This is a genomic window from Xenorhabdus sp. PB61.4 (assembly GCF_963894935.1).
GTDB lineage: Bacteria > Pseudomonadota > Gammaproteobacteria > Enterobacterales > Enterobacteriaceae > Xenorhabdus > Xenorhabdus stockiae.
Window position 1 is genome coordinate 25,956 of record NZ_CAWQJR010000101.1, and the last position, 26,247, is coordinate 52,202.

Annotated in this window: 19 protein-coding genes; 3 read left to right on the forward strand and 16 right to left on the reverse strand. The window is 42.9% G+C overall.

Going from position 1 to position 26,247, the window contains the following annotated elements:
• Window positions 1-48: 48 nt before the first annotated feature.
• The 13 genes from tssC to tpx all read right to left on the reverse strand — a co-directional run bounded on the left by tssC (window position 49) and on the right by tpx (window position 18,298).
• On the reverse strand, window positions 49-1,551 hold the full coding sequence (tssC, locus tag AACX68_RS06155; protein ID WP_099108122.1) for a type VI secretion system contractile sheath large subunit: 1,503 nt from the start codon (window positions 1,549-1,551) through the stop codon (window positions 49-51).
• Window positions 1,552-1,554: 3 nt separating this feature from the next.
• Entirely contained in the window at window positions 1,555-2,109 is a 555-nt protein-coding gene (tssB, locus tag AACX68_RS06160) for a type VI secretion system contractile sheath small subunit (RefSeq protein WP_228858587.1), read from the reverse strand.
• An 81-nt stretch (window positions 2,110-2,190) separates the two neighbouring features.
• Window positions 2,191-3,303 carry a type VI secretion system protein TssA gene (gene tssA, locus AACX68_RS06165; protein ID WP_228858588.1) on the reverse strand — a complete coding sequence of 371 codons (1,113 nt, stop codon included), beginning with the start codon at window positions 3,301-3,303 and terminating at the stop codon, window positions 2,191-2,193.
• Window positions 3,304-3,308: 5 nt separating this feature from the next.
• The gene (tssM, locus tag AACX68_RS06170) at window positions 3,309-7,001 is read right to left on the reverse strand and encodes a type VI secretion system membrane subunit TssM (RefSeq protein ID WP_228858589.1); all 3,693 of its coding nucleotides are present in this window, start codon (window positions 6,999-7,001) and stop codon (window positions 3,309-3,311) included.
• Window positions 7,002-7,011: 10 nt separating this feature from the next.
• Complete coding sequence (locus AACX68_RS06175; protein ID WP_228858598.1) at window positions 7,012-8,244, reverse strand: DotU family type VI secretion system protein; 1,233 nt, start codon at window positions 8,242-8,244, stop codon at window positions 7,012-7,014.
• A gap of 11 nt (window positions 8,245-8,255) precedes the next feature.
• Window positions 8,256-9,611 carry a type VI secretion system baseplate subunit TssK gene (tssK, locus tag AACX68_RS06180; protein WP_228858590.1) on the reverse strand — a complete coding sequence of 452 codons (1,356 nt, stop codon included), beginning with the start codon at window positions 9,609-9,611 and terminating at the stop codon, window positions 8,256-8,258.
• Between the two features lie 13 nt (window positions 9,612-9,624).
• The gene (tssJ, locus tag AACX68_RS06185; protein ID WP_228858591.1) at window positions 9,625-10,113 is read right to left on the reverse strand and encodes a type VI secretion system lipoprotein TssJ; all 489 of its coding nucleotides are present in this window, start codon (window positions 10,111-10,113) and stop codon (window positions 9,625-9,627) included.
• Between the two features lie 159 nt (window positions 10,114-10,272).
• Window positions 10,273-10,662 (reverse strand): DUF4150 domain-containing protein, encoded by a 390-nt coding sequence (locus AACX68_RS06190; RefSeq protein ID WP_099108116.1) that lies wholly within the window; start codon window positions 10,660-10,662, stop codon window positions 10,273-10,275.
• Between the two features lie 9 nt (window positions 10,663-10,671).
• Entirely contained in the window at window positions 10,672-11,298 is a 627-nt protein-coding gene (locus tag AACX68_RS06195) for a DUF3540 domain-containing protein (RefSeq protein ID WP_228858592.1), read from the reverse strand.
• A 14-nt stretch (window positions 11,299-11,312) separates the two neighbouring features.
• Window positions 11,313-12,377 carry a pentapeptide repeat-containing protein gene (locus AACX68_RS06200; RefSeq protein WP_228858593.1) on the reverse strand — a complete coding sequence of 355 codons (1,065 nt, stop codon included), beginning with the start codon at window positions 12,375-12,377 and terminating at the stop codon, window positions 11,313-11,315.
• Window positions 12,374-14,953 carry a DUF2169 family type VI secretion system accessory protein gene (locus AACX68_RS06205; protein ID WP_228858594.1) on the reverse strand — a complete coding sequence of 860 codons (2,580 nt, stop codon included), beginning with the start codon at window positions 14,951-14,953 and terminating at the stop codon, window positions 12,374-12,376. Before AACX68_RS06205 ends, AACX68_RS06200 begins: the two co-directional genes overlap by 4 nt.
• A gap of 22 nt (window positions 14,954-14,975) precedes the next feature.
• Window positions 14,976-17,144, reverse strand: coding sequence for a type VI secretion system Vgr family protein (locus tag AACX68_RS06210; protein WP_228858595.1), 2,169 nt, complete (start codon window positions 17,142-17,144; stop codon window positions 14,976-14,978).
• A 650-nt stretch (window positions 17,145-17,794) separates the two neighbouring features.
• Entirely contained in the window at window positions 17,795-18,298 is a 504-nt protein-coding gene (gene tpx / locus AACX68_RS06215; protein ID WP_099108111.1) for a thiol peroxidase, read from the reverse strand.
• Window positions 18,299-18,463: 165 nt separating this feature from the next.
• Between tpx and AACX68_RS06220 the strand changes: the two genes are divergently transcribed.
• On the forward strand, window positions 18,464-20,089 hold the full coding sequence (locus AACX68_RS06220; RefSeq protein ID WP_370630279.1) for a peptide ABC transporter substrate-binding protein: 1,626 nt from the start codon (window positions 18,464-18,466) through the stop codon (window positions 20,087-20,089).
• Between the two features lie 19 nt (window positions 20,090-20,108).
• Window positions 20,109-21,092 (forward strand): zinc transporter ZntB, encoded by a 984-nt coding sequence (gene zntB / locus AACX68_RS06225; protein ID WP_228858596.1) that lies wholly within the window; start codon window positions 20,109-20,111, stop codon window positions 21,090-21,092.
• A gap of 246 nt (window positions 21,093-21,338) precedes the next feature.
• On the opposite strand, the gene ttcA is transcribed toward zntB, so the two are convergent.
• The 3 genes from ttcA to nhaB form a co-directional block, all read right to left on the reverse strand.
• The gene (gene ttcA / locus AACX68_RS06230) at window positions 21,339-22,280 is read right to left on the reverse strand and encodes a tRNA 2-thiocytidine(32) synthetase TtcA (protein ID WP_339389295.1); all 942 of its coding nucleotides are present in this window, start codon (window positions 22,278-22,280) and stop codon (window positions 21,339-21,341) included.
• A 151-nt stretch (window positions 22,281-22,431) separates the two neighbouring features.
• Window positions 22,432-22,950, reverse strand: a complete 519-nt coding sequence (gene dsbB, locus AACX68_RS06235; protein ID WP_099108107.1) for a disulfide bond formation protein DsbB — start codon at window positions 22,948-22,950, stop codon at window positions 22,432-22,434.
• A 265-nt stretch (window positions 22,951-23,215) separates the two neighbouring features.
• Window positions 23,216-24,766 carry a sodium/proton antiporter NhaB gene (nhaB, locus tag AACX68_RS06240; protein ID WP_228858597.1) on the reverse strand — a complete coding sequence of 517 codons (1,551 nt, stop codon included), beginning with the start codon at window positions 24,764-24,766 and terminating at the stop codon, window positions 23,216-23,218.
• Window positions 24,767-25,135: 369 nt separating this feature from the next.
• On the opposite strand from nhaB, the gene fadR reads away from it, so the two are divergent.
• A complete protein-coding gene (fadR, locus tag AACX68_RS06245; protein WP_099108105.1) occupies window positions 25,136-25,858 on the forward strand; it encodes a fatty acid metabolism transcriptional regulator FadR in 723 nt (240 codons plus the stop codon).
• The last annotated feature ends 389 nt before the right edge of the window (window positions 25,859-26,247 follow it).

Genomic DNA, 26,247 nt, shown 5'->3' on the forward strand with positions numbered 1-26,247 from the left:
ACTAAAGTAGTGATATTGGGTTTTGTGTTGAAAAATAATTGATTAGTATCATGCTCCTTTTAGTGAGGGTAATTTTGAAACCAGGCGTAGAGAAACTGTCAGGCCTTCTAATTGATAGTGAGGCCGCAGGAAAAATTTAGCCTGATAGTATCCCGGGTTGCTCTCAATCTCTTCGACCTGAACTTCTGCGGCTGCCAGTGGTTTCTTGGCTTTAGTGAACGGTGTTGAATTGACTGGGTCACCATCGACATAATTTGTGATCCACTCATTCAGCCAGCGTTCCATATCACTGCGCTCCTGAAATGTCCCGATCTTGTCACGGACGATACATTTCAGATAATGGGCAAAGCGGCAGCAAGCAAACAAATAGGGCAGACGAGCCGAAAGGTTGGCATTCGCAGTTGCATCAGGATCATAATATTCTGAGGGTTTTTGTAGTGATTGCGCTCCAATAAAGGCGGCCATATCGGTGTTTTTGCGGTGCAGGAGCGGAATAAAGCCATTTTTGGCTAATTCAGCCTCACGGCGGTCACTGATGGCAATTTCGGTGGGGCATTTCATATCCACACCGCCGTCATCAGAGGGGAAAGTATAACAGGGCAGGTTTTCCACAATGCCGCCGGATTCTACGCCACGGATAGAGGTACACCAGCCATACAGTTTAAATGAGCGGTTGATATTAACGGCCATCGCATAAGCTGCATTCGCCCAGGTATAATTTTCGTGGGTAGGCCCATCGGTATTCTCTTCAAAATTGAAGTTATCAACGGGATTTGTCAGAGCACCATAAGGTAAACGGGACAGAAAACGCGGTAATGCTAATCCGATGTAACGGACGTCTTCTGATTCACGTAAACTCCGCCAGGGGGCGTATTCCGTATTCTGGAAGATTTTGGTGAGATCCCGTGGATTAGCCAGCTCCTGCCAGGAGTTCATCTGCATCACACTGGGTGCGGCTCCGGCAATAAACGGGCAGTGTGCTGAGGCGCTGATTTGCGATATTTGGCGCAATAGTTCAACGTCCGGTGCCGTGTGGTCAAAATAGTAATCTCCCACCAGACAGCCGAAAGGTTCACCACCAAACTGGCCATATTCCGCTTCATAGATTTTCTTAAACAGTGGGCTTTGATCCCAGCTGATACCCTTAAAGCGTTTTAAGGTGTTACGGAGTTCTTTTTTGGACAGACACATCACACGGATTTTCAGCATTTCATCCGTTTCCGTGTTATTAATCAGATAATGCAGCCCCCGCCATGCGCCTTCCAGAGTCTGGAACTCATCATGGTGCAGGATATGGTTCATTTGCTGTGAGATTTTGGTATCAATTTCGGCTATCAGTGACTGGATGGTACGATAGGTATCACCAGAGAGCGTCACTGTATTTTCCAGTGCCTGCTGCGCCAGTGTTTTGACCGCATTTTCAACGGCACTACGGGTCTGATCACTTTGCGGACGGAATTCCTTACCGAGCAATACACTTAACTCATCAGCCGTGTATTCTTTCAGCGTCTGCTCTTGTTGAGACAAGGTTTCTTGTTCGGTCGTGCTCATCAATTACTCCTTATTTTCAGCGTTTTCATCTGATCCTGGCGTGTTGTCTTCAGATGAAATGCTGTCTTCAGGTTTTGGCGCTTCCGCCAGTGATTTCAACAGGGCCGGGTTTTGCAGTATTTCGGCAATCAGTTGTTCTGCACCCGTTTTGCCATCCATATAAGACAGCAGGTTCGCCAGTTGGGTACGTGCTTCCAACAGATTAGCCAAAGGCTCTACCTTTTTAGCGATAGCATCTGGCTGAAAATCCTCCATTCTTTCAAAAACCAGTTCAACATTCAGTTTGCCATCACCTGTCAGGGTGTTATCAACCTGAAAGGCAGCCCGGGGTTTGATTGACTTCATGCGTTCGTCAAAGTTATCAACATCGATTTCCAGAAATTTCCGATCAGGAATTTCTGGCTGGGCTTCTGTGGATTTCCCTGCCAAATCAGCCATAACCCCCATGACAAACGGCAGTTGAACCACTTTTTCTGAGCCATAAAGCTCGACATCGTATTCAATCTGGACACGGGGAGCGCGATTTCGAGCTATAAATTTTTGTCCGCTGGATTTCATGACAAATTCTCCAATACTGGCTAGATAGATTAAGGGGTGAGTAAATAATGCGTTGAATCTCTGAATAGAGGTTATAAGCGGTTAGTGGATATCATCTGTATCTGTACCGGGATTATCAGCATAGCCAAAAATGATGGCGAGCTGATGTAACCCTTCTGGTGCAAGATTAGAAATAATGTCGACAAAATTACGATCAATCAGCTGTTGAATGCGGTCAATCATCATCGGAGCAGGGTGGCTCGGTTCATGTGTGATGAAATAAAGTTTCACTTTTTCCAACAGCATACGTACTTCTTCACGATTGTGAGCTTCCACTTCGTACCAGTCGAATGAGGATAAGTCTGCTGATGATACGGGGATTACTGTATTTTTTACTGAAGTGGATGCCGGTTTACTCACTGATTCAGATTCAGAAGCGGCTTTATCGCCATCAGTCATAGGTGCTTCTGCTGAGGCTGGTGGTTTTAACAGACTGAACTCAATAACTGTATTCAGGTGTTTTAACAGCAGCGAAAATTCAGGTGAATGGCTGGCAGATAAGTGCTGGTTAATCAGTTCAGTCAGGGCTGTGACGTGATCACGAATAACCACCAGTATAGATATTTCCGGGCTGCTCGATTCTTGTTTTAACTCCTTTAATAAACGTGTACGCCCTCCTGTATAGCCACTAATTTCGGTTATTGACCCGTCGAGCAGTGAGTAGACATCACGGAATGATAACTCCTGCAAAACGTTTTTCAGCAGAATGGAATTCTGTACTTTCAGGGTCAGAGGAGAGCCATCTTCAATGTCTGCCAGCGTATTGAGACGGAATAAAGGGTCGTATTCACCGTCAAACTCCAGTTTTGGCCACACCTCATCCCAATAGCGTTCCAGTGTTTGTCTAAGGAGAGACAGACCATCTGCATACCCGGATAATCCCCGCGCTTCTACCCATGAATGCATCAGGGCGATGATAATACGCAGATCTTTCGTCCGGGACAGCAGTAGGTTTGTGGCCTGTTTTTCTACTTCCAGCCAGTTAGGGGGTTCAGCCGGGATCAGGAAATCACCAAACTGCTGCTCTGTTTTGCCAACGAGACTTTGTTCTAATAGCAGAAAATCATCATCGTATTCGAGATTCTCTCCGCAAGGAGACTCGCTGCTTATTGGCGCAAGTAACGCATCGATATTCGTACTGTTTTCATGGCTCATGGCGTTTATATGCTCTTCATATTCGGGCAGGAGAATGCAGGCAGTTTAAACGGACTGAAAATACTGCTTGGTGTAAATGCCAGTACAACAGTATGGCCTTGGATATTAAACGTGGCCTGTAGAGCCGAATCATCATGATGGGCAGAGCTGCTATGCGAGACTTGTTTTGCTTTATCCAGCAATCGGTTCAGTGCCCAGGGTCCGGAAGCGGATAAGGTGGCGGTTGTGCCATCAACTAGGTTTAGTTGAATACTGGCCTGATTAACCCCGGTAGACCCCGGCCAGTTGATGAGTTGTGAGACCTGAGGGCCGTGGCTGTACTGCAATTGTTGCCCTCCGACATTCAGAACCATGCTCAATATTTGGTTACCCATACTGATCGGCTGAACCATGACAGTAAATGACGGGGTAGGAGTACCGTTCCCAAAGAACGTATCACTGATGATCTTAGCCTGTTGGAAAGGCCGGAGTAATCTTGTTCCTCCCGGCAGAGGTTTGCCATCCACACCCGGCATAAAGCGCCATTGGGGCTGGGATGTATCGACTTTTCCCTCTAAGTTCTTTTTGTAAAAACTGTCCATCATCCCTTTTTCGGGGGCAAACATGCGAGCCATATCATCTGGTTTAATATCGACATGTGCCGTAGCGACCAGCGGATAACGGTTTGTGATGGCTTGGTTGCAAAACCCGCCGATTTCAGAGCTGAGCTGTTTACCGACACTTCTCATATCGCTGATTTGTGCATCACTGCTGGCACCGATTGCCAGTGAGGTGATCATATCCCTGAACGGCATAGGCAGTCGCTCTGATGCGGTCTGTAGTTGAGTGATAATATTATTGGGAGGAAAAGTTGAACCGGTATTCACGGCATTTTGTACTGAAGTCAGGTATTGGTATAAGTCACCGATTTTTTTCAAAATATCATCGAAAGGTATTTGCGGGTTTTTTCCATCCGGATTTTTCGCTAAATCGGTAATTTGCGCAAAATGTGCTTCTAACATATTTTCCGGTGAGGGTTGCCCGTTATTTTGCAAAATCATCTGTTGGGGAGCCAGGTTAGCCAACCTATTGGCTTTATTAGCTAAATTACTGGTCTTACTGCTTAGGCTACCCAGTTTTGCAATATTCTTGCCTTTATTCATCAGGCTATTGAGCGGATCATTCAAGGTTAGATTTTTACTGATATTGATCAGAAGAAGACGCAAGGGTGAAACTGAAGATGAAAGTAAGCGCGCAGTGTTAGCCCGCTGCGTTAAATCATCGATATGGTTTAAACGAATATCACCCAGAAATTTATCCCATTGATAAATATAGTCATTAACATAAATTTGCCGGACAGATTGTTCAACTAGTTTAACTGGCTGTTTTTTGGCGTAAGAACCCAGCACCCAACTGTCTTGTATATAGGAATTGGCAATCAACGGTTCCATATCTTTGATGATTTTATGATAACCTGCTGGCGTAAACAGCCCAGGAACTCCAATGGTTATTGGTTCATTACTGATATGAGAAAAAGCCAGATCAGCCTGTGGACCGGCGAGGGTAACTAAATTGACCGGTTCTAAATCGGGATTGTTCAGCAGAGTGCTTTGTAGTCTGGCGTAGGTTCGTACTGCGAGAGGTGTACTGCTGATGAACGCCTGCCTGCTTTCAACCAGTGAGCTATCAAAGACATAGGGTGATGTAACCGGCTGATTATCCAGTAGCTGGCCGAGGTGCCAGTCCAGCTGTTTGAATTGTATCTCAGGAGTATCGGGTGCTAATTGTGCCTCCAGATACTGCATTACCCAGTTACGCAGAAACTTACCATCATAATGGTCGGGTTGATATAACATCTGATAGGCCTTTAATGCACTATATGTTTTATCGATATCATTATTACTGACCTGTTTTAGCTGATCGGTGATAAGCCTTGCTACATGTGGCAGCAGTAATGATTGTAGTGCTTTCGTATACAGGTCATGTCCGGCATCGTTGACCAGTTCACCTGTGTACAAGCCCATGCGATAAGATATCGGCGGATCGTCCAGCGAAAAATGCTGACTTTGGGCCAGATTGGCCAGCGTGTTCAACATCGGTAATAAGTTATAGATATTATTTGCTTCATTAGCATTATTCGTGTTTTGCTTTAACTCATCGCCCAGTTTCGTAATCGACGGCATTTTTGCCTGAATTTCAGCAAGATAATTTTCATTATTGTGATAACTGGTCAGAAATAAGGTGGTTACCGCGATCAGGATCGCTATCAGTGTCATATAACCTAACCAGTTAACCAGACGATTCTTGTATATCCACCAACGGTTATAACTGGCAAGCCCGGCTTCCTGAAAAATGCCTTCCAGTAAGTTTTTCAGAAAGTACGGCTGCTGGGCCTGAGAGGGATAGTGCATTCCTTTATCTTCACCATTGCCCCATGACATCGAAATACTGTTGTTATCAGTCGGTAACTGGACATTTTGATTAAATTTTTCCATCACAGAATCAAACGGAATTCCTTCCTGTTTACCGCTGGTGAAATAAAGCCCTCTGGGATAACTGGGAGCTTCAAATCCGGATCGGGCGAAAATTATCTCAAGATACTGGGCAATATACGGATGCAGGGCAGCAAACTCTTGGGGAAACAGATAACTTTCAGCAGATTGTTGTGGATTGGATTCATTCAGCAGAATATAGGGTAATTCAGCATCCAGCCGCCGTTGTAACTGACGGAATTGTTCGTCAAAGGTAGCATTGATGTTCCAATCCATTTTTTCGTTCTGTGGAAAGGTCAGTCCCCAAATTTGCTGGCGTGATGCTTTATCAAGGTGCGTAAAATAGGCAGTGAAGCCTTTTAACAAGTCGGTTTTAGTAATAAAAAGATAGACAGGAAATTGGATCTTAAATTTTTCATGTAATTCCGATAAGCGCTTGCGAAGCATATAGGCGTGGTTATCACGGGCTTCTGTCGATGGATTCAGCAGATCCTCCACACTGAGGGTCAGGATAACTCCATTAATAGGCTGACGTGTGCGGTATTTCTTCAACAGCTTGATAAATGTTTTCCATTCCCTGAAATTGGATTTTTGGACAGTGTTATCCTGAATCGTATAGCGCCCGGCGGTATCCAGCAGAACGGCATTAGTCGTGAACCACCAGTTACAGCTATTACTGTCCTGCATGCTGTGCAGGGCAGCTCTGCCGAAATAATCTAATAGTGGAAAATTCAGACCGGAATTCGATAGCGCAGTTGTTTTACCTGAACCCGGCGCCCCGATGACCAGATACCAGGGTAATTGGTACAGATACTGGCGGCTGAAAAAACTTCTCAGGGTGGGTTTATTTTTACCATTCAGGCCGGAAAAATAAGCCTTTCTTAATAATTTTACAGCATCAGAAAAACGTTCTGACAGGGACAGGTGTTGTTCATTTTGTTGTTTTTCCTGCGCTTTTTCGGATTCGCTGCCTTTGATAATATTCAGCTGATTAGCCAGTTTTTTATTCAGCCAAGTCCGGTATAAGTGAGGGACGAGTAAACTAAAAACCCAAAAAAAGTAAAGAGCGATAATGGTGGCTACCCGTATTATAAATGATTTAAATGGTACAACATCACCAACAGAAATAATGGGCCCCCAGAAACCGATAATGCAAGCAAGTATCGTTATTCCGATAAAACTCCATGTCAGTCTGCTGGTGATAATGGAAAGGAGCACATTCAACATCTTAGTTTCCTCACTTTATTTGAGCATCAGGAGAAACTAACAGCGTGATTTCTACTCGTCTGTTTTTAGCCCGGTTAGCGGGGGTGTTATTGGGTACCAGAGGATCGCTTGCACCTTTTCCCTCTGTTTTGACGCGTCCCGGCTGATCCAGATAGCGCTGGAGTTCTTTTTGGACAGATTTGGCTCTGGCCAGCGATAACGCGTAATTAGAGGCAAAAGATGATGAATAAATGGGTATATTGTCGGTATATCCGACCACCAGAATTTCACCTTTGTAATGATTCATCTCTTCTGCAATACGTTTGATAACATATAAATAGTTTTTCTTGATGCGAGATGAACCAGATCTGAATACACCATCACCCTTCAGTGTAATCACATTCTTATCATTCACGGATACGGTTAACAGTCCGGCAGATATTTCAGGTTGTAATCGGCTTCTTAGATTCAGCTTTTCCTCTTTTACTGGTACTGGCGCAGGAGGTGGTGGCGGTGATATTTTTCTGTCGGGCACATTGGGCAGACTGGTCTGGTAGATAGAGGATAAAACCGGGGTAGTGATATTACCCAGTCGCCAGTTCAGGCTGATATACAGGATACAGCCCAAAAAACACAGAAATAGCAGACAAACCCACATAGGTAAAAAAGGTTTCCAGGCTTTATTGGGCTTTTTGAGCAACTGCAAATTAGGTGACAGCTCGGCCGGATAATTGCCCCGGATTGAATGGATCAACTGGTACAGACGTTGTTTTAGTGTTTCCAGCTGAGAACGACCGTTATCCATGATGCGGTAGCGCCCTTCAAACCCGAGCTGGAGACAAAAATTAATCAATTCCAGCAGAAATAAATTCTCTTTGGGGTTTTGTGATAGTTTAGCCAGAAGCTGAAAGAATTTTTCACCTCCCCAGGTTTCATTATGAAACGTGACCAGTAACCCACTACCTGACCAGACACTACGGCTTCCCCATGGAGTCAGTGCGGCCGCTTCATCTAAGGCGGTGCACAAACAGTAACGCGCCCCGATAATAACTTCATAGGGCTGGTTTGCCTGTTGACATGCGACTTCAAAGCGTCGTATTTCATCGATCAGATGCTGCCGTAAATTTGCGGGATCCGGGTGGGAGGTGGTATGCCGGATTTTGGGGATCGTATTCAGCAGAGGATTGGCCGCAGCCACCAACGGATTCTCACGGGTGTCATCAGCAAGCCATATCTGATCAGTATGAAGAGCTTCTTGTCTCATCATAGGCGTCGTTACCTCTGTTTAGGTTGTTTAGGCTGGTTACGGACAGCCCAAAACTCCATATTTAAACCGGGAAACTCACCCGCCAGGTGCAATGCAAAGCCACCGGCTTTATCCATTTGTTTCCACAAATCACCCTCTTTTTCTAGTTCGAAATAGACATATCCTGAGTGCCAGGGAATTTGCCTCGGTACGGATGGCAAGGCTCGTATTGCAATACCGGGTAACTGCAACTGCACTAATTCACGGATACGCCCGACAGGGGCAATTTTCATCTGAGCCGGGAAGTGACTCATCAGGGTTTCATTAGTGGTTTCAGCATGGACAGCCAGAATAAAGCTGAATGTATTCACCATATTGGCATGAGGTAGTGTGGCGATATTCAGACCATGAGAGTATTCGGTGAGTGGTAACTGAATAGCGTGTTCTTCCAGAATGATGGACAGCCCCTGACGCAGATGGAACATAAGCTGATTAAAACTCAGGGTCAGATTGTCATGATCATAGAGAGGAAGATTTTCATCAGGAACACGACTTTGGGAGAATGTCGCCAGTTCAGTGGCAAATTGCAGCCATTCGCTGAATAATCTTTCCGGATGCAATAATGATAAATTGTGTGCGTGGTTTACCTGACCACTGTAGCGATTGACAAGGGACAGTAAGAGAAAATCCATGATTTCCGAGTCATTATGTCGTCCCAGTTGTAATAAACGCTGGCTTATCTGCTGGCGGCGCTGTTCCAGTAACCCCTGAATATCGGTTACAAACCCGGCCACCTGCGGGCTGGCATAACAGTTGAGTAAGGGAGGAATGAACTGTTGATCAAGATATATTTTATTATCACTGGTTCTATTCACTACGTGAACAATCTTCAATGCCGTCCATTCTGGTGTTAAATCAGATTCCGCCATCAGGCGCAGGCGCATTTTGCCGAATTGTAAAGCAGCACTGCCCACTGACATAGCATTAAAGTCATTGACTTCGGTTTCAAAACTGATGAAACGCGCCAGCGAATTTTTCTGCTCACTGAAAATGACTTCTTCTCTGCCCCGCCGAAAGTGGGGAAGCGCCAGCATGACATTAATATCGGTCTGATTTTCAGAGAGTTGTAAAGGTTCTGGTGCGTCAGCGCCATCAAAACTGAACGGAGTTCCATCCGGAAAAATACCGCTCGCAGAGGAAAGCATAATTTTCCCCTGATTGAGAAATTCCTGATTCAGTTCGAGAGTCAGAAAACCCCAATAATAAGGCAGTTGGGCTTTCCCCCAATCACGGACATAGGCTTCCAGATAGCTTTCAGCTTGCTGGAAGTGATGAGGGCGTAAGAACATCCCTTCTGTCCAAATGACTTTTTCAGATTTATTCATGATTTTCTTCAGTTCATGCAGCACAAGTTAAGTCAGGAGTTAAACCAGAGCCAGTAACTTTAATGCACACCTGTAGTTTGTCAGGTGCAGAACGCCAGAATTTGTAAAACGGAGGCTTTGCTGGTACCGATACCGGAAGAGCAATACGCCATTTCTTTCCATCTAGTTGCCTGTATTCGGCAACAATTCCAATGTATTGAATTTCTGGCTGATTCTGTTCCAGTAGATGACGGACATGTTCGGTAGGGAGGATAAAAAACCGATCCTCATTGACTAATTTATCACCCAGCGCTGCTTTCGCGTTGCCCTGAAGCGAAAAAAAGTCTGCCGACATAAACTCTTCTTTTGATTTCAATAGCATAACGTCAATCTTCAGTGGAGCTGAATCATTAACATTTGGTGCAATATTAAAAACTAATTGGTAAGGAGGTAATTTTTCTGGCTGCTGTGATGAGCAGCCTGCCATGATTAATAGAAACGTTAATAAAATTCTTTTCGTCATCCAGCAGTTATCACCCAACAGTTAATTGAATACAACCAATTGAATACAAATTTTTTATTAAAATCTTTCGTTTTTTCAGTACAAAATATAAGGTAATAAATTTCATGAATTATTAATATTTTTAGTATAGTCAGTATGGAATAAAAGAAAAGTTGGGTATCAGGCTGATAAAATCAGCACCTTGGTTTGGCTTGGCGTAATACGACAGCCGACAGAGTTGGTCGAGTTCTGCATTGACATGCTGGTTAGCCGCGTCACGGGAGCGCCTTTGATTAACAGAGTATTCGCCCCTAATGTATGCCGTGCTGGTCCCATCACCGTACCGGAAGCCACACCAGTATTAACGCCGGCGTTATCGCCCATAGTCATGGGATAGATTGTCATCAGATTATGGGCTGGTGCTCCTGCAAATAAGATGTTCATGGCATTTGTAATACCGGTAGGTCCCTGAGCCATATTGGGATACGGTATAGGTGTGGAAAAAGGGGGAGTCATACAGACATCAGGGGTAGCCAGATCCATTCCCCCGCTTTGAGTATTGGCAAACATAATATCTCCTTAACCAATATGAATTTGTTCAGCATCTATTTTGGTAATGGCTTTTGCTGACATCATGGTATTTTGGGCATGCATGCGCAAGTAGTTTTCAGCCTGCATATCTAACTGACCCGCCCGTACTTGCTCTGTCTGTGTGGTATGACGAAACAGGCGGTGACTGAGTTGCGTGACGGTCTGCCAGACTGACTCAAGTTTATTGCCAATCAATTGGGTCACTGACACCCATGCAGAGAGAGATTCACCCGTGTATTGCATTTTCTTGATATGGCATTGCCCATCGTTGGCATCAATATGCAATCCTTCGCTGTTTAAATGTAAATTGCCCTGAGGCGCAATAGTCAAATCACCGGATACGCTGATTTCTGCCGATTGTTGTTGTTCAGGGCGTTCTAATATAGCCAGCACCCAGAGTTGTCCCTCTACTTTTGTGAGTAATACGGTATCACCCAGTTCAGGTGTCAGTAAACAACTGGCAGCCCGTCGGCAATGCCATCCCCGGCTGTGGCTTTCCACCATCAAGCTACCATCCTGAAGGCGGTTGATAACCTGTCCGGCAACCTGTTGTGAAGGTTCATCCGTAAGTAAAGGCGAAGAAAGTGTATAGGACGCGTAAGAAAGTTCTGACATTTTAGTTCTCCTGATTAAATCTTGCGTTGTTGCTCCCACTCTTCGGCGGCAAACAGTTCAGGATCATTTTCCAGAATGCCATTACGATCGGAGAACAATGCCCCAGCCTGTTCAGCACGATGAAAAAGTGTTCGCATAAAATGCGTGGTACGAAAATCACTGTTGCTGACATTGGCGTAGGAAAGATCGGCATAGGTCATGTCAGCACCGGTAAACTGGGCATTGACGGCATGAACTTTGTGCATAATGGCCTGTGTTAGCTGGCTTTGTCTGAAATCAGCGGATTCGAGACAGGCACTGATAAAAATAGACTGGATAAATAAGCTGTTGCTGCAATGTGCCCGAGTCAAATCCGCTTCGATAAATAGGGATTGGGTCGCGTTAACATTGGATAATACTGCCCCCTGTAAACCCGCTCCTTTGAAGTTACAGTTGGTTAATCTGGCATGGCTGAAATTCACGGCTTCAAGCTGACAACCGGTAAACTGACATTCCTGAAATTGTTGTTGTTGATAGTCCTGACCACGCAGATCACATTCAAAAAAAACCGCTTTCGTGAATTTACTGGCAGAAAAGTGCGTTTTCCGTAAATTCTGGCGAAAAAAGGTAACCAGAAAAAGATCGCTGGAAGTGATGCGTGCCTGATCAAGCGATGAGTCAATAAAGGCAATTCGCTTAAGATCGCTGTGACTGAAATCGGCCTCTTGCAGAATACTTGAGGTAAATTGAGAGTCGTTTTGTATTGTTTCTGTAAAGCGGGTTTTCTTTAAATCACACTGATTAAACAGGCTGTTGGTTATGTGACTTTTATCGAAGGTGGCACTCGCCAGACTGCACTGTTCAAAAACACTTTGTTCGAAGAGGGCGGAATCAAATGTTGCCTCTTTGAACTGACAGGCGGTAAAAATGGTATCTTTCAGTTGAGCGTGGGAAAGATCAGCGCCGGTGAAATCGACTTCTTTGAATATTCCGTCGGTTAAATTCCGCTGAGCTAGTGAGATATGTGCCAGACTGACTTTTTCAATGATGTCACCCTGTTTGATTTTTGCGATCAGTTCATCTGCTGACAGTGAATTCATATCACTTCCTTATCGCGTTTAGGCAAGGTTTTGATACCTTGCAGATAGGCGCCTTCAAACTGGGTTGAATCATCAATGACAGACTGAGACATATCGGCCCGAAATAAATTCGCACCGCGTAAATCAGTACCATGCAAACTACATTTCTGCATCAGAGCACCCATCAGGCTGGCATTATTTAACAGAGCTTCCCGAAAATCTGTTCTGATGAAAATACTTTTTGTTGCATTCAGATGTTGCATATCTGCTGACCGGCAGTCAGCTTCACTCAAATCGCTGTTATTCAGCGTCGCAGAATGAAATCGAGCCTGAACCAACGGCATCTGGCGCAAATTACACTCAGTTAGTGTTGCCTGAGTAAAATCCGCCTGATTAAGTGTAGTGTTCATCACAAAAGCACAATTCAACAGGCTTGCTGAACAGAACCGGATGTGATTGACTTCCGTTTCTACCCATGAACAACCTTCACATTGTGCTTCATCAAAAACGGCTTGTTCCAGTTTACACTTAAGAAAAATGACTTTATTCAGCGTTGCGTGATTAAAGCTGAGAGCGGGTAATTCCAGTTCTGTCAGTGTGCAGTTATTCCATTGTGAAGAGTGAAAATCACAATGTGTAATAAAGACCTGTCTCAGTAAAAGATCGGTGAATGTGGAGTGGCTGAATTGACAGTGATCAAATAGGGCTTCCTGCAATTGGACCTCTTTGAAATCGGTATTGGAAAAGTCACTCCGCTCACATTTAGCCAGTACCAGATTCGCTTTATCCAGTTTCACGCCAGACAGGGAAGTATGGCAGAATTCTGCTCTGGCCAGCATTGCTTCACTGAAATCCGCTTTATCCAGTTGGCTGTGATTAAAACAGGCACTTTCCAATAATGCGCGGGAAAAGTTTGCGCCACGTAGATCCATGTTGGATAAATCTGCACCAGTAAAATCCATGCCACTGAAATTTCCACCTTGTGCCATAATTTTTTGTGCCCGTTTGCGGATGATTTCTGATAACTCACCCTTCAGTCGCAAAGCAGGACTCTGGGATTGCACCGTCAAAAAATACGCATTACGTAGCGACTGTTCAATTTGTACCAGTTCTTGATCGTTCAATCCGGTGTGCTGCTGTTGCTTACGCAATATATCCCGTGTTGAATAAATTCTTTCCGGTCCTTTGGTATTACTCTCCGGAAGAGATAAATACGTATCGATACCCTGTTCTTTTGCTTTGGTAGTTATCTCTGCTTGTTTCAGCTCGGCTTCAGCTTTTTTTTGATTGGCCTCCTGTTCGATTTTTTCCACGAATTCTGGTAGTTCATCCAGTCGGGGATTGGTTGAAGGTACTGCGACCGGAGAAGTGGATGGGATAATCGTATTGATATCATGGCCCTGTTCAGCCAAACGTGCTGCTTGCTGTTCATGGAGAAGCTTTTGACGCCTTTGTATCGACTCCTGTATCGGGCTGCTTTCTATTGAGGACTCTGTATCTATCCACGGGCCGATAATGTCCTCAGAAATAAGATCTTTTTCCCTGAACGTGTACAACACACCTTTTTCTTTGTCCATGCGCTGTCTGGCAACTTCCAGATAATGACTGGCGGGTAGCGGGCTATCCTGTTGTTCCAGCGCGGATATCATCTGTAAGACATCGGCTGCATCATCTTCATTTATCCGTGTACTTCCATGCCATATCAGGAGCATTTGCTCCAGATGAGGGAAAAACCACACGGTTGTCTGGCGCATGACAATTTCTTCGTCAATCTCTTCATTAAGACGTAACCGTCTGATAAAGCAGCGGGCATTCCATGCTGGCAGGTGGCCTTCCTGTACCGGTTTTTTCGGGTGCATGTTCTCAATCCGCCATGCAGCTTTCACCGGCAGGGCAGGCAGTTGCTCCCACCACTGATCCTGTGGCGCGGCATTAAATAACCGCCAGTCAATATCATGGGCATATCCCGGAAATTCGTTTTCCAGCCATTCCTTATCATATTGCTTACCGATGCGTTCAAACCGGCGTGGCCATGTAAAATCCAGCGGGCAAAAACTGGCCGGTTCAGGGGTATCTTCCGGGGATAACAACTGTTTATGGAAAGCTTCAATATTAGGTAACCGATGAATTTTATTGCCGTTTTCCAGTATTTCCGGCTTGAAGCCAATGCCGTGTGGATTATCATCATAACTTTCCCCTCCAAAAGCCCGACTCCAGTCCAGTCGCATTTGTTCAAAAGCCTGAGGTTTTGAAGAAGTATCACCCACCCAGTAACGATCACCAAAAACAGCCAGTTTTTTTTCTAATTGATCAACTTTAATACGCACATTACAGGCGGTTTTATCAGTCTGATGATGGGTATAGGCATACCCAGTTGCCAGAAATTCAGCACAGGATTTAGGCATGGCAAGGTCAATAATACCATTACAGGTTTTCAGTTCTTTTTCTGCCAGTTGCCAAAGCTCAGGTTCAGGACGCAGACGGGGGATTGGCCCCATATCAGCCAGTGCCATTACAGCGACTCCGAGGTGATTTTTCTGCATCCAGCGATAAGGCCGATAAAGCATACTTAAGCGTAGTGGTTTGATGATTTTCATTGAAATATTGACTGTTAAAATATCAGACAAACAAATGTAGGGAGGAAGCAATGAGTCGGATGTTTGATTGTGCAACAGCAAGTGTGTTTGCGGCTACTTTGACATCATTTTTTGCAATATCTACTCCTGTTTTACTTAGATTGATTACAGTAACACCGACGGAAATTCCTGTGACGGATGTAACAAGCTCATTAGCTGAGGCACTAGTGTGAGTGGTGGACGCCTGAAAACCCGTGGCAGAAATACTAAATCCTGTGGCACTTATTTTGCCTATACTGGAAGAAAATATAGACGTTGGGCAATCCATCACAATATTAGTATCACTTTTGAGTGTAATGAGACTAGGGCTGTTGATTAGCGTTGTTCCGGTAATATTTTGAGTCCAGTTTCCATCAATTTTGGCAGTTAAATTGCCTGTGAGTTTGTAAGTATCTCCACCATCGATTTCGGTGTTTCGACCTTTTTTAATGGTTCGTTGCTGCCCCTTATCAATCGTTAAGGTATCTTTGCCGTTGACAGTCGTATCCCGATTATCTTTGTAGGTGAAATTCGCTTTACCTGTCACCGTATCTGTTTGTTCTTTTTTAATTTCCGTAGTACGCTTCCCATCAATTTTGACCGTCTTATCTTTTTCAACGGAGATATTCATATCCCGCTCTGCGTGCAGATCAAATAACTCCTTATCCGGTTCATCATCCATAAAAAGATAGTTAGCCTGATCATGCTTACCATTTTTGGTATTTGACATCACACCACTGCGAGTTTCATGTTTGGGAAGTTCCCACGGTGGCATATTTTCATTGTTATAAGTACTACCGATAACAAAAGGTTTATCCGGGTCGCCATTGACAAAACTGATAACAACTTCTTCTCCCACACGGGGAACGTTGATACTGCCGTAACGCCAGCCAGCCCAACGCGTTGCCACACGTATCCAGCAGGAACTGGTATCGTCTTTTTTATCGGTTTTATCCCAACGGAATTTCACTTTTATCCGGCCATACTTATCAGTCCATATCGGTTTATTTTTAGGGCCTGTTACGACCGCAGTTTCAACACCGGTTGCTTTTGGCCAGAGCGTGATGGCTTGTGGTTTCCAATGGACATTGGAGGGGATAGCTTCAAACTGAACAATATTCTTGTCAGGGTTATCATCATCACAATCATCGTCATCACTATCATACTCGAAGACTGAGCCATAATCGGATTCATAAAATGAATATTGCGCCCCGGTAATCAGATAATCATTGTAATCATCCCCTTTGATACTATTAGGCAGAGAGAGTGTGAAAGTGTGGCCCGGAGCCATTCCCAATACATTGCCTTCCCCATTAATCAGCTCACTTTGTGCTTCTGAGGCCTGTTGAAGTATACGGACATAAAATTGCCCCTGATCACCTTTTATAAAGCGTCCCGGCCACATAAATATCTCTGTACTATCAACAGAACTGAGCGATGTTTGAGTGAGAGACTGCAATTTGGCCCGGGGCTTACGAAAATCGTAGTCATCAGTACTGAAACTGTTGGGGATAGTCGAACTGCTAATATTCCAAGTATAGATATATTCTTGGTCTAATTTCCTGAATATGCTACCGACACTGAAATATTTAATCGTGTCATACCCCGGCATTGGATAATGCATTTGGGGCATATCGACTAATACCATAGTGTGGTTACCATTCTCATGTTTAAAGTAATAATAAATACCTTCATGAGCCATTAGACGATGAATGAAATCGAAATCAGTTTCGTTATATTTAACGCAATATTCCCATGGGCGATAGTTCTCTATGAGATTATCCTCAAAATTAACATTGGCACCCTGTAATACTGTAGTGACAATCTCAGGTACAGTTTTTTCCTGCCAGATACTATAACCGGATTTCTTTTTTAATTCCGAAAGCTTAGGTCTTACTGTAGCAGTATATAAATAAAGCCTGTCATCATATTTATAAAATGGCGAATAAGAAATTTTTTCTATATAACCACTTAAATATCTTGTTTGTTTTGATGGGGTTTTTATTTCTACGGTGAGTACAGTATTATGAAGAGATATAGGATCAGATAATCTATTTTTACTCAGTAATTCGATCTCAAATTCATAAGGTTCCGATAATCTTTCTATTCCTTTAAGTGATTTAAAGTATAACTCTTCGCCGGATGAAGTATGTGCGATAAACTGTCTTTCCATAATATGGACTCGCTTTTATGCAAAGCTACCGCCTATTCCGGCTGGATGCGGGAATATATGATAGCTGGTGGAACTTACTGTTGTGAGGCATTCTCGGATATATAAGTATATAGCTGTTGGTTTCTGATATTGAGTTAAGCACAATAGTCAGAATGTGTAATCACCAGAGGATGGTTTATTTAAGGAATATATAACTTGCGTTTATAATTTACCTTGATATAAAGATATCACTTTATGCATTGTTTTGTTTTTGTTGTGTAAAATAATCCTATATTACTTAAATAGGAAATTATAAGTAACTATATTAAATTAATGAGTTATACCGGGGTAAACTTTTTTCTAATACCATAAAATATGGTTAATTAAATTAAGCTGATGTATCTATATTTAAGATAATCTTAAAAAGAAAAATTACTGATAATTTTTTTATCGTTTAACTTAATGTGTTATATCTAATAAATAAAAAGATAAAGTTAACAAAGTGATAAATTTGAAGGCAACGAGAGCGATGAGTGTAATAGGCTGCTATTATCTGTTTGGGTTATATTTAATATATTTTAAAATAAGAATAGAGAGAGAAGGTGGGGAAAGGAAAGATAAAATTGGCGGTAACAACATAATAATTACCGCCAGAAGTTCTTTATAACGAATTATTTCAGTGCTGCTAATGCGCTGTCATAATCAGGCTCGTTAGTAATTTCATCTACGAGCTGGCTATAAATAACATTATTGTTTTCATCCAGAACAATGACAGCACGTGCAGTCAATCCACCTAATGGACCCTGGCTAATGGCTACACCGTAATTTTCCTGAAACTCACCACCACGCAGTGTTGATAGAGTGACAACATTCGAAAGGCCTTCAGAGCCACAAAAACGGGATTGTGCAAAAGGCAGGTCTGCTGAAATGCAAAGTACGACAGTATTGTTCAGTTCACCGGCATGTTGGTTAAATTTACGTACAGAAGTTGCACAAACGCCGGTGTCAATACTTGGGAATATATTGAGTACCTTACGTTTCCCTACATACTGGCTCAGTGCCACGTCAGTAAGATCTTTAGCTACCAGCGTAAATTCTTTTGCTGTTTCACCTGCTTGTGGAAAATGCCCAGCTACGGTGATATCGCTACCTTGGAACTTGACGGTTTGTGTCATGGTTTTATCCCTCTATATAAGTAAACTGCGGTGCCAGTGTAATGGAATAGTGCGATCTTGCCCACAAAAATAGCTGTAATATTTATAAATACTCATCTATTGTTTAATTAACAGTGTCTTATAATTTATTTTAGGATAATTATTAGACCAAAAGAGTAAATATTTATGTATAACTTTACCTCGTTCCCTTCTGTATTACTGATGACAGGGCTTTCCTTACCTCTTTCTGTTTATGCTGCTGATGTTCCTGTAGGAACTCAGTTAGACACTCATCAGGAGCTGGTTCGCCATTTGAAAGATGAACCAGCATCACTTGACCCGATTAAGTCCTTCGGTTTAATAGAAGCGCAGGTGTTGCGTGATTTACTGGAAGGTCTCGTCAATCAGGATGCCTATGGTAAGCCTGTTCCGGGAGTTGCGATTAACTGGAAGACGACAGATAACAAAACATGGATATTTACGCTACGACAGGATGCCCGCTGGTCTAATGGCGACAAAGTCACAGCCTCTGATTTTGTATATAGCTGGCAGAGGCTGGTTAATCCTAAAAATGCCTCTTCATTTTCTTGGTTTGCTGCTCTGGCAGGAATTCAGAATGCCCAAAAGATTATAGATGGTAAATTACCTCCGGAAAAATTAGGTGTTGAAGCTCTTGATGCTTATACAGTAAAAGTTACGCTGGATCGCCCAGTGCCTTATTTCCCCAATATGACTACTCACTTTAGCCTTTATCCGGTGAATAAACAGAGCGTTGAAAAATACGGTAATGACTGGACCAAAGTAGGTCATTTGGTGGGTAATGGCGCTTTCATGCTGACGGGGCGTGTAGTCAATGAAAAAATTGTTCTGTCGCCTAATCCTTATTACTGGGATCACGAGAAAACAGTACTGAAGAAAGTGACGTTTGTACCAATCAATCAGGAATCTCATGCGGTTAACCGCTATCTGGCAGGGGATTTGGATATTACTGAATCTTTCCCTAAGAATATGTACCACAAGTTACGGCATGATATCCCGGGAGAGGTGTTCACTCCGGATCAACTGGGGACGTACTACTACGCATTTAATACTCAGCGGGCACCGACTAATGATATCCGTGTCCGGCAGGCACTTGCCATGACCATCAATAAGAATCTGGTTGCAGAAAAGATATTAGGCACAGGCGAAAAACCTGCATGGCATTTTACACCTGACGTTACAGCCGGTTTTCATCCGGAAAAAAGTCAGCAACAGATGATAACTCAGCAGGAAAGAGATAGGAGAGCAAGATTGCTGCTCAAAGAGGCGGGTTATGGCCCTGATCATCCGTTAAAACTTTCTTTGCTCTATAATAATTTAGAAAATAATCAACGTATTGCCATTGCAGTCAGTTCAGAGTGGAAGAAAAAACTGGGCGTTGAGGTGAAGTTAGTCAATCAGGAATGGAAAACTTACGTTGATAATCGAAATACCGGTAATTTTGATGTAGTCCGGGCATCATGGACCGGAGATTATAATGAACCATCAAGTTTCTTATCACTTTTGACCTCAACGCACAGCGGAAATCTGGCCAAATTTTATAACCCAGCTTATGACGCTTTGTTAAAAGAGGCTAGTCTGGAAACAGACGATGACGCCAGAAACAGGGATTATAATCAGGCTGAAAAAATGATTGAAGAACAGGCTCCGATTGTTCCTATTTATCAGTACACTAATGGTCGGTTAATCAAAAAATGGTTAAAAGGATACCCGATCACCAATCCTGAAGATGTGGCTTATAGCCATACTATGTATATCATTAAAAAACATTAAATGTTGAACAGGAGCGGATGTGGAAACGATTTATGGCTCAGCATTTAAAGATTCAAATGCTGTGTATGCCTGCCAATTGAACGGGAAGGGTGGTACTACAGGTTTTAGCGAAAATGTATCTGCAACGGCAGGGCAACCATTCTGGCAGCATCTTGATTATAAAAATCAGGGAAGTTATCAATGGATTATGAAAACTAACCAACTACCAGTTCCGGTAAAAGAAGGGCTGGTGGGTGAGAGTATTCGGCCCAAACTCATTCGTACCGGTGAAGGGGCGATGATTATGTTGCGGACCATTAATCGTAATGACAATGCCCGCTCTGATCACTTGGTATCATTTCGCATCTACATTAATGACAAGATAATTATTTCCAGTAGCCATAGAAAAGTTTATTCGGTTGAGCAGGTTCTGGCTGATTTAAATAATGGCGTAGGAGCAAAAAATACAGGGCACTGGCTGGTTGAAATCGCCGATGCTATTACCGACGAAGTGAACGATTTTATTGAAGAGTTACATGACAATCTGATTGAGTTTGAGGATAACATTCTGGAGCAGAAGATCCCCGGACGAGGTGAGTTAGTGTTATTACGTAAACAATTGATTGTTCTTCGTCGGTATATGGCACCCCAGCGAGATGTTTTGACACGGCTGTCCAGTGAGAAGTTACCCTGGATGAGTGATGAGGCTCGTCATCTGATTCAGGAAGTCTCTGATCGTCTGGGGCGTGGGCTGGATGATTTGGATAGCTGTATCGCAAGGACAGCGGTTCTTGCCGATGAGATTACTTCCATTATGGCGGATGCGATGAACCGGCGTATTTACATGATGTCATTGTTAACAATGATATTCTTACCAAGTACTTTTTTAACCGGCTTATTTGGCGTTAACCTTGGTGGGATCCCCGGAAATAAGGATGACTTTGGCTTTGGTTTATTCAGCCTGCTGCTGTCGTTATTGATAGCGGGGTTCGCATGGTGGTTAAAGCGAAGTAAGTGGTTATAGGGAAAACTGTGATAGTCGTGAATTCTGAACCGAATGTTCATTGAATCTGATGGTTAATTTCATTCGGATTTGAGATATATCAATAATCAGTATCTCAAGTTGAGGCACTATAACTCTGCAGGTGAATACAACGTTGAGCGATGAACGTTGTGCTCCATGATTGTAGTGTTTCTCATATTGAGTTTTATACCGATTAAAATTGACATTATGCCGATACTAAAATCCTTAGCATCGGCTATTTTTTTATTACTTTATTTCGATAACATCCAGCCGATCTGCCTGAAAATCAATTTGTTCATCAGGGTCAATAGCAGGTTGTACGGGTAATTCTTCCCGATCAAAAGCCAGATCCCCTCCAGCAATAATTTCGCTGTCGTGATTAATGCTTTTGAAGTCGAACAGATTAAAATCGCTGAGATGTGATGGAACCACGTTCTGTACCGCCCGGAACATAGTTTCAATGCGTCCGGGATAGCGTTTGTCCCAGTCGCGTAGCATATCCTTGATAACCTGACGTTGCAGATTTGGCTGTGATCCACACAAATTACAAGGGATAATGGGAAATGCTTTCGCTTCTGCGTAGCGTTCGATATCTTTTTCCCGGCAGTAAGCCAGCGGGCGTATAACAATGTGTTTACCATCATCACTGATCAGTTTAGGTGGCATACCTTTTAATTTGCCGCCGTAAAACATATTCAGAAAAACAGTTTGCAGGATATCATCACGATGATGCCCCAGAGCGATTTTGGTTGCGCCCAGTTCAGTAGCGGTGCGGTATAAAATACCACGGCGCAGTCGGGAGCACAGAGAGCAGGTTGTTTTTCCTTCCGGAATTTTTTCTTTGACAATACCGTAGGTATTTTCTTCAACGATCTTATACTCGACGCCCAGTTCATCCAGATAAGCCGGAAGGATGTGCTCAGGAAAACCCGGTTGTTTTTGATCCAGATTGACGGCAATAAGAGAAAAGTTAATCGGGGCACTTTTTTGCAGGTTCTGCAAAATAGACAGCAGGGTGTAGCTGTCTTTGCCACCAGAAAGGCAGACCATAATGCGATCGCCTTCTTCGATCATATTAAAATCTGCAATGGCTTGCCCGACATCACGACGCAGGCGCTTTTGTAATTTATTAAAATTATACTGTTCTTTTTGAGTATTCATTTCTGGTTGTTCTTTATTGTTTCTGATGGCTGTTCGACTAAAGGCCCTTAAAAAATTACGATGATTTTATGGCGGAGAACATGAAAAGGAAACAATAATAGCGGATAGAAAGGGATTATCAATTAGAGTTAGCGAAAAAGGCTGCTTTCCCTGCGCAGGAAAGACAGCCTTTTTGTTCTTAATACTTATATTTCAGCCGGAAAAACTGGCTGATCAGAACCAGAACACCCACTAATAAATAAGCAGCAAAAACACCAATTAGCCATTGCGGCATATCCAGTGTCAGAAATGACCATTGTTTTATTGAACAATCGCCAAAAGCCTGAAACACGGAAGGCAGCCATTCATTTAACGGCAGCCATGACGGAAATCTGACAAAAAATTCACAGGTATTAAAAGGGCTGGGGTATAACTGCATCATGGTATGATCCCATGCCAGTTGTAATCCGTGCCATGAGCTATAAAGCCAAAGTAAAATAGCCAGCCAGCGCAGCGGGGTTTTGGGGGCGATAGCTCCCAGCAGAGCAGCCCCGAAAATACCGAACAGAGCAACACGCTCATAAATACACATTACACAGGGCTGTAACTGCATAACATGTTGAAAGTAAAGAGCAACAAACTCCAGTAAAAGAGCAGTTAACGCCATTAACAACCATGCGCTTCGCCCTTGGGAACTCCATTTTAGAAAATGTAACATTCTTCTTCTTCCCGTATCGTATATATAGGTAGCCGTTTATTCTGCCGTTTCTTAAATCACAAAAGAATCAATTTAAGGTCAATTGTGTTGTTTTTTTAAATTATACCCTTCCTCTTTCAAATTGCTTTTTTGTTGACGGTGCAAATTCGTTCCTTTGCCGCCGGAGGAAACATGAAATCGATTAGATATTCGAAGGGATAAAAAAACCGGATAGGGGGATTTTACACCCTATCCGGCAGAATTCCTTAATAATAAATATAAGGGATTATTGTGGGATAACCCAGCCAAGTTTTACCAGATATTCAGTAGCAGGCAGTAGCCAAAATTCAACACACAGCAGACCCACAAGGGTCATCACAATGGTGTAAGGTAGAGCCATGAGCACCATACGCCCATAAGACAGGCGGATCAGTGGCGATAGCGCAGATGTCAGCAGGAACAGGAAAGCAGCCTGTCCGTTTGGTGTCGCGACTGATGGCAGGTTGGTCCCTGTATTAATGGCTACAGCTAAAAATTCATATTGCTGCTGCGAAATAAGACCACTTTTAAGTGCAGTCAGAGCTTCATTGATATAAACAGTACCTACAAATACGTTGTCAGATACTGCGGAAAGCAAACCATTAAACAGATAAAACAGGGAAAGCTGTGACGCTGGTGAGGATTGCAGTACAAACTGAATAAACGGGGTAAATAGCTGTTGATCAATAATGACTGCAACCACAGAAAAGAAGACAGTCAGTAATGCAGTAAACGGTAAGGCTTCCTCAAAGGCTTTACCCAGAGCATGTTCTTCAGTGATACCACAAAAAGCAGTAGCCATAATAATCACTGACAGGCCAATCAACCCGACTTCAGCTAGGTGGAATGCCAAAGCCACAATCAGCCAGATACCGATTAAAGCCTGAACAACAAGCTGAGCTTTTTCCTGACGGGTACGTTTTTCACCGGCTTTTTTCGCATAGTCTTCCAAAACAGAGCGGACACGCTCAGGTAGTTCGGCACCGTAACCAAACAGTTTGAAATGTTCAACCAACAGACAAACCAGTAGCCCGCAGATAAAAACAGGTACGGTGACAGGAGACATACGGATAAAGAATGTCACGAAATCCCAGCCAACGTGTTTTGCGATGATCAGGTTCTGTGGTTCACCGACCATCGTCATCACACCACCTAATGCTGTACCGACTCCGGCATGCATCATCAGGCTGCGCAGAAATGCCCGGAATTGATCCAGTGTTTGTCTTTTATCTTCACTATCAATAAATTGATCATCGTTAAGATCTGTACTGCTATTATTCTGGCTGGAAAGATAACGATGATAAATAGAATAAAAGCCAACAGATACGCTGATAACAACAGCTATAACTGTCAGGGCATCAAGAAAAGCAGATAAGAATGCACTCGCCAGACAGAAGGCCAGTGCCAGCATTTTTTTGGAACGAATGCTCAAGAGTAGTTTAGTGAAAACAAATAGCAGAAGTTGCTTCATGAAGTAAATGCCGGCAACCATGAAAATCAGCAGCAGGATAACTTCCAGATTATTGCTGATTTCATGCCCTATCTGTTTTGGTGAGGTCATGCCGATAAGCACCGCCTCAATAGCAAGTAAGCCTCCCGGTTGCAATGGATAGCATTTTAACGCCATTGCCAGTGTGAAGATAAATTCCACAACGAGCATCCAGCCTGCAACGAAGGGGCTGACATAGAAAAAAACCAGTGGATTGATGATAAGAAAAACAATGATAGCCAATTTGTACCAATCCGGCGAATTGCCGAGAAAGTTTTTCACCACTGCACGTCGGATACTGATTTCCATTATTATTAATATTCCTCTTCTGTGGATACATGGGACATTTCTAAAGCACAACATACCCGTTGTTTTTCCAGTTACCTCTCTGTTGGTTGCGCTCGCTTATTCCAGTCATCCAGTCATATAGCGATTATCCCTCTGGGAGACGCTTCCCGACCGTCTTGATGCAACTCGAAATACATAGAGTATCGTACGCTCTAACTGGTGGTAATTTAAGGGGATAATCTCATAATTAATTGGGTAATAATTATATTTTTTTATGACCTCTTTCACTCTTTCATGGTTTATTTATTATGTAACTATGTCGATCTGGCGCATTCTGGTATGATCAGTACCTATTATTAGCCAAGAAAACAGTTTTGGAATAGTTTAAATATGGTAATTAAGGCTCAGAGTCCTGCGAGTTTTGCGGAAGAGTATATCATTGAAAGTATATGGAATAATCGTTTTCCACCAGGCTCCATTCTGCCAGCAGAGCGTGAATTATCTGAATTAATCGGTGTCACTCGTACCACTTTGCGTGAAGTATTGCAGCGTCTTGCTCGTGATGGCTGGTTGACTATTCAGCATGGAAAACCAACAAAGGTCAATAATTTCTGGGAAACATCAGGTCTTAATATTCTGGAAACCCTGGCACGTTTAGATCATGATCGTGTGCCTCAGCTGGTCGATAATTTACTGTCAGTGCGTACAAATATTGCGGCCATCTTTATCCGCACTGCATTCAGACATAATCCGGAAAAAGCACTGGAAGTTCTGGCTGAAAAAGATAAAGCAGAAGATACTGCGGAGTCTTTCAGTTCTGTGGATTATGATATTTTCCGTGGCTTAGCATTTGCGTCAGGAAATCCTATTTATGGGTTGATCATTAACGGATTAAAAGGGCTTTATACTCGTGTGGGCCGTTATTACTTTTCGAACCCAGAGGCCCGGAAACTGGCGCTGAATTTCTATCAACAACTGAGCGTACTGTGTCGGGAAGAAGCCTACGATAAAATCATGGAATGCGTACGTAATTATGGTAAAGAAAGCGGAACCATCTGGCATGAAATGCAAGGCATTATGTTCAATGATTTAACAGCAGCACGTCAGAATTAATCAAATTATATCTTATCCAATTATCAAGTTGATTTCTTAATCCAGCTTATTCTTTAAAGGCGAACTGCTTTGTGTAGTTCGCTGCTTCCCATTTTTTAATGATTACACCCATAAAGAGGTATTTTCTTATATCCTCATAAATGGTGAAAACCCACTCAAGCTGTAAAATTCAAATTTTTAAATTATTATACTGTTCAGCTTACATTGATTCGAAATTTAATTCTTAAAAATAAATTTTATTTAGATTAAAGTAAAATCGAATATTGTGAACTTAATGTTGCTTTTTTACCGTAAAAATCACTTTTTAGAATACTTATACAATCAATTAATAGCATTTAATTCTTTGATATAGCCTTGTATTTATGAATATTTTTTTGTTTTTCATCTGA

Excerpts from the sequence above, each read along its gene's own strand:
- tssC (WP_099108122.1), bottom strand. The coding sequence starts at position 1,551 with ATGAGCACGACCGAACAAGAAACCTTGTCTCAACAAGAGCAGACGCTG.
- AACX68_RS06175 (WP_228858598.1), bottom strand. The coding sequence starts at position 8,244 with ATGAGACAAGAAGCTCTTCATACTGATCAGATATGGCTTGCTGATGAC.
- AACX68_RS06195 (WP_228858592.1), bottom strand. The coding sequence starts at position 11,298 with ATGTCAGAACTTTCTTACGCGTCCTATACACTTTCTTCGCCTTTACTT.
- AACX68_RS06190 (WP_099108116.1), bottom strand. The coding sequence starts at position 10,662 with ATGTTTGCCAATACTCAAAGCGGGGGAATGGATCTGGCTACCCCTGAT.
- tssK (WP_228858590.1), bottom strand. The coding sequence starts at position 9,611 with ATGAATAAATCTGAAAAAGTCATTTGGACAGAAGGGATGTTCTTACGC.
- tssA (WP_228858588.1), bottom strand. The coding sequence starts at position 3,303 with ATGAGCCATGAAAACAGTACGAATATCGATGCGTTACTTGCGCCAATA.
- fadR (WP_099108105.1), top strand. The coding sequence starts at position 25,136 with ATGGTAATTAAGGCTCAGAGTCCTGCGAGTTTTGCGGAAGAGTATATC.
- tssB (WP_228858587.1), bottom strand. The coding sequence starts at position 2,109 with ATGAAATCCAGCGGACAAAAATTTATAGCTCGAAATCGCGCTCCCCGT.
- tpx (WP_099108111.1), bottom strand. The coding sequence starts at position 18,298 with ATGACACAAACCGTCAAGTTCCAAGGTAGCGATATCACCGTAGCTGGG.
- AACX68_RS06205 (WP_228858594.1), bottom strand. The coding sequence starts at position 14,953 with ATGAAAATCATCAAACCACTACGCTTAAGTATGCTTTATCGGCCTTAT.
- dsbB (WP_099108107.1), bottom strand. The coding sequence starts at position 22,950 with ATGTTACATTTTCTAAAATGGAGTTCCCAAGGGCGAAGCGCATGGTTG.
- tssM (WP_228858589.1), bottom strand. The coding sequence starts at position 7,001 with ATGTTGAATGTGCTCCTTTCCATTATCACCAGCAGACTGACATGGAGT.
- tssJ (WP_228858591.1), bottom strand. The coding sequence starts at position 10,113 with ATGACGAAAAGAATTTTATTAACGTTTCTATTAATCATGGCAGGCTGC.
- AACX68_RS06200 (WP_228858593.1), bottom strand. The coding sequence starts at position 12,377 with ATGAATTCACTGTCAGCAGATGAACTGATCGCAAAAATCAAACAGGGT.
- AACX68_RS06210 (WP_228858595.1), bottom strand. The coding sequence starts at position 17,144 with ATGGAAAGACAGTTTATCGCACATACTTCATCCGGCGAAGAGTTATAC.
- nhaB (WP_228858597.1), bottom strand. The coding sequence starts at position 24,766 with ATGGAAATCAGTATCCGACGTGCAGTGGTGAAAAACTTTCTCGGCAAT.
- AACX68_RS06220 (WP_370630279.1), top strand. The coding sequence starts at position 18,464 with ATGTATAACTTTACCTCGTTCCCTTCTGTATTACTGATGACAGGGCTT.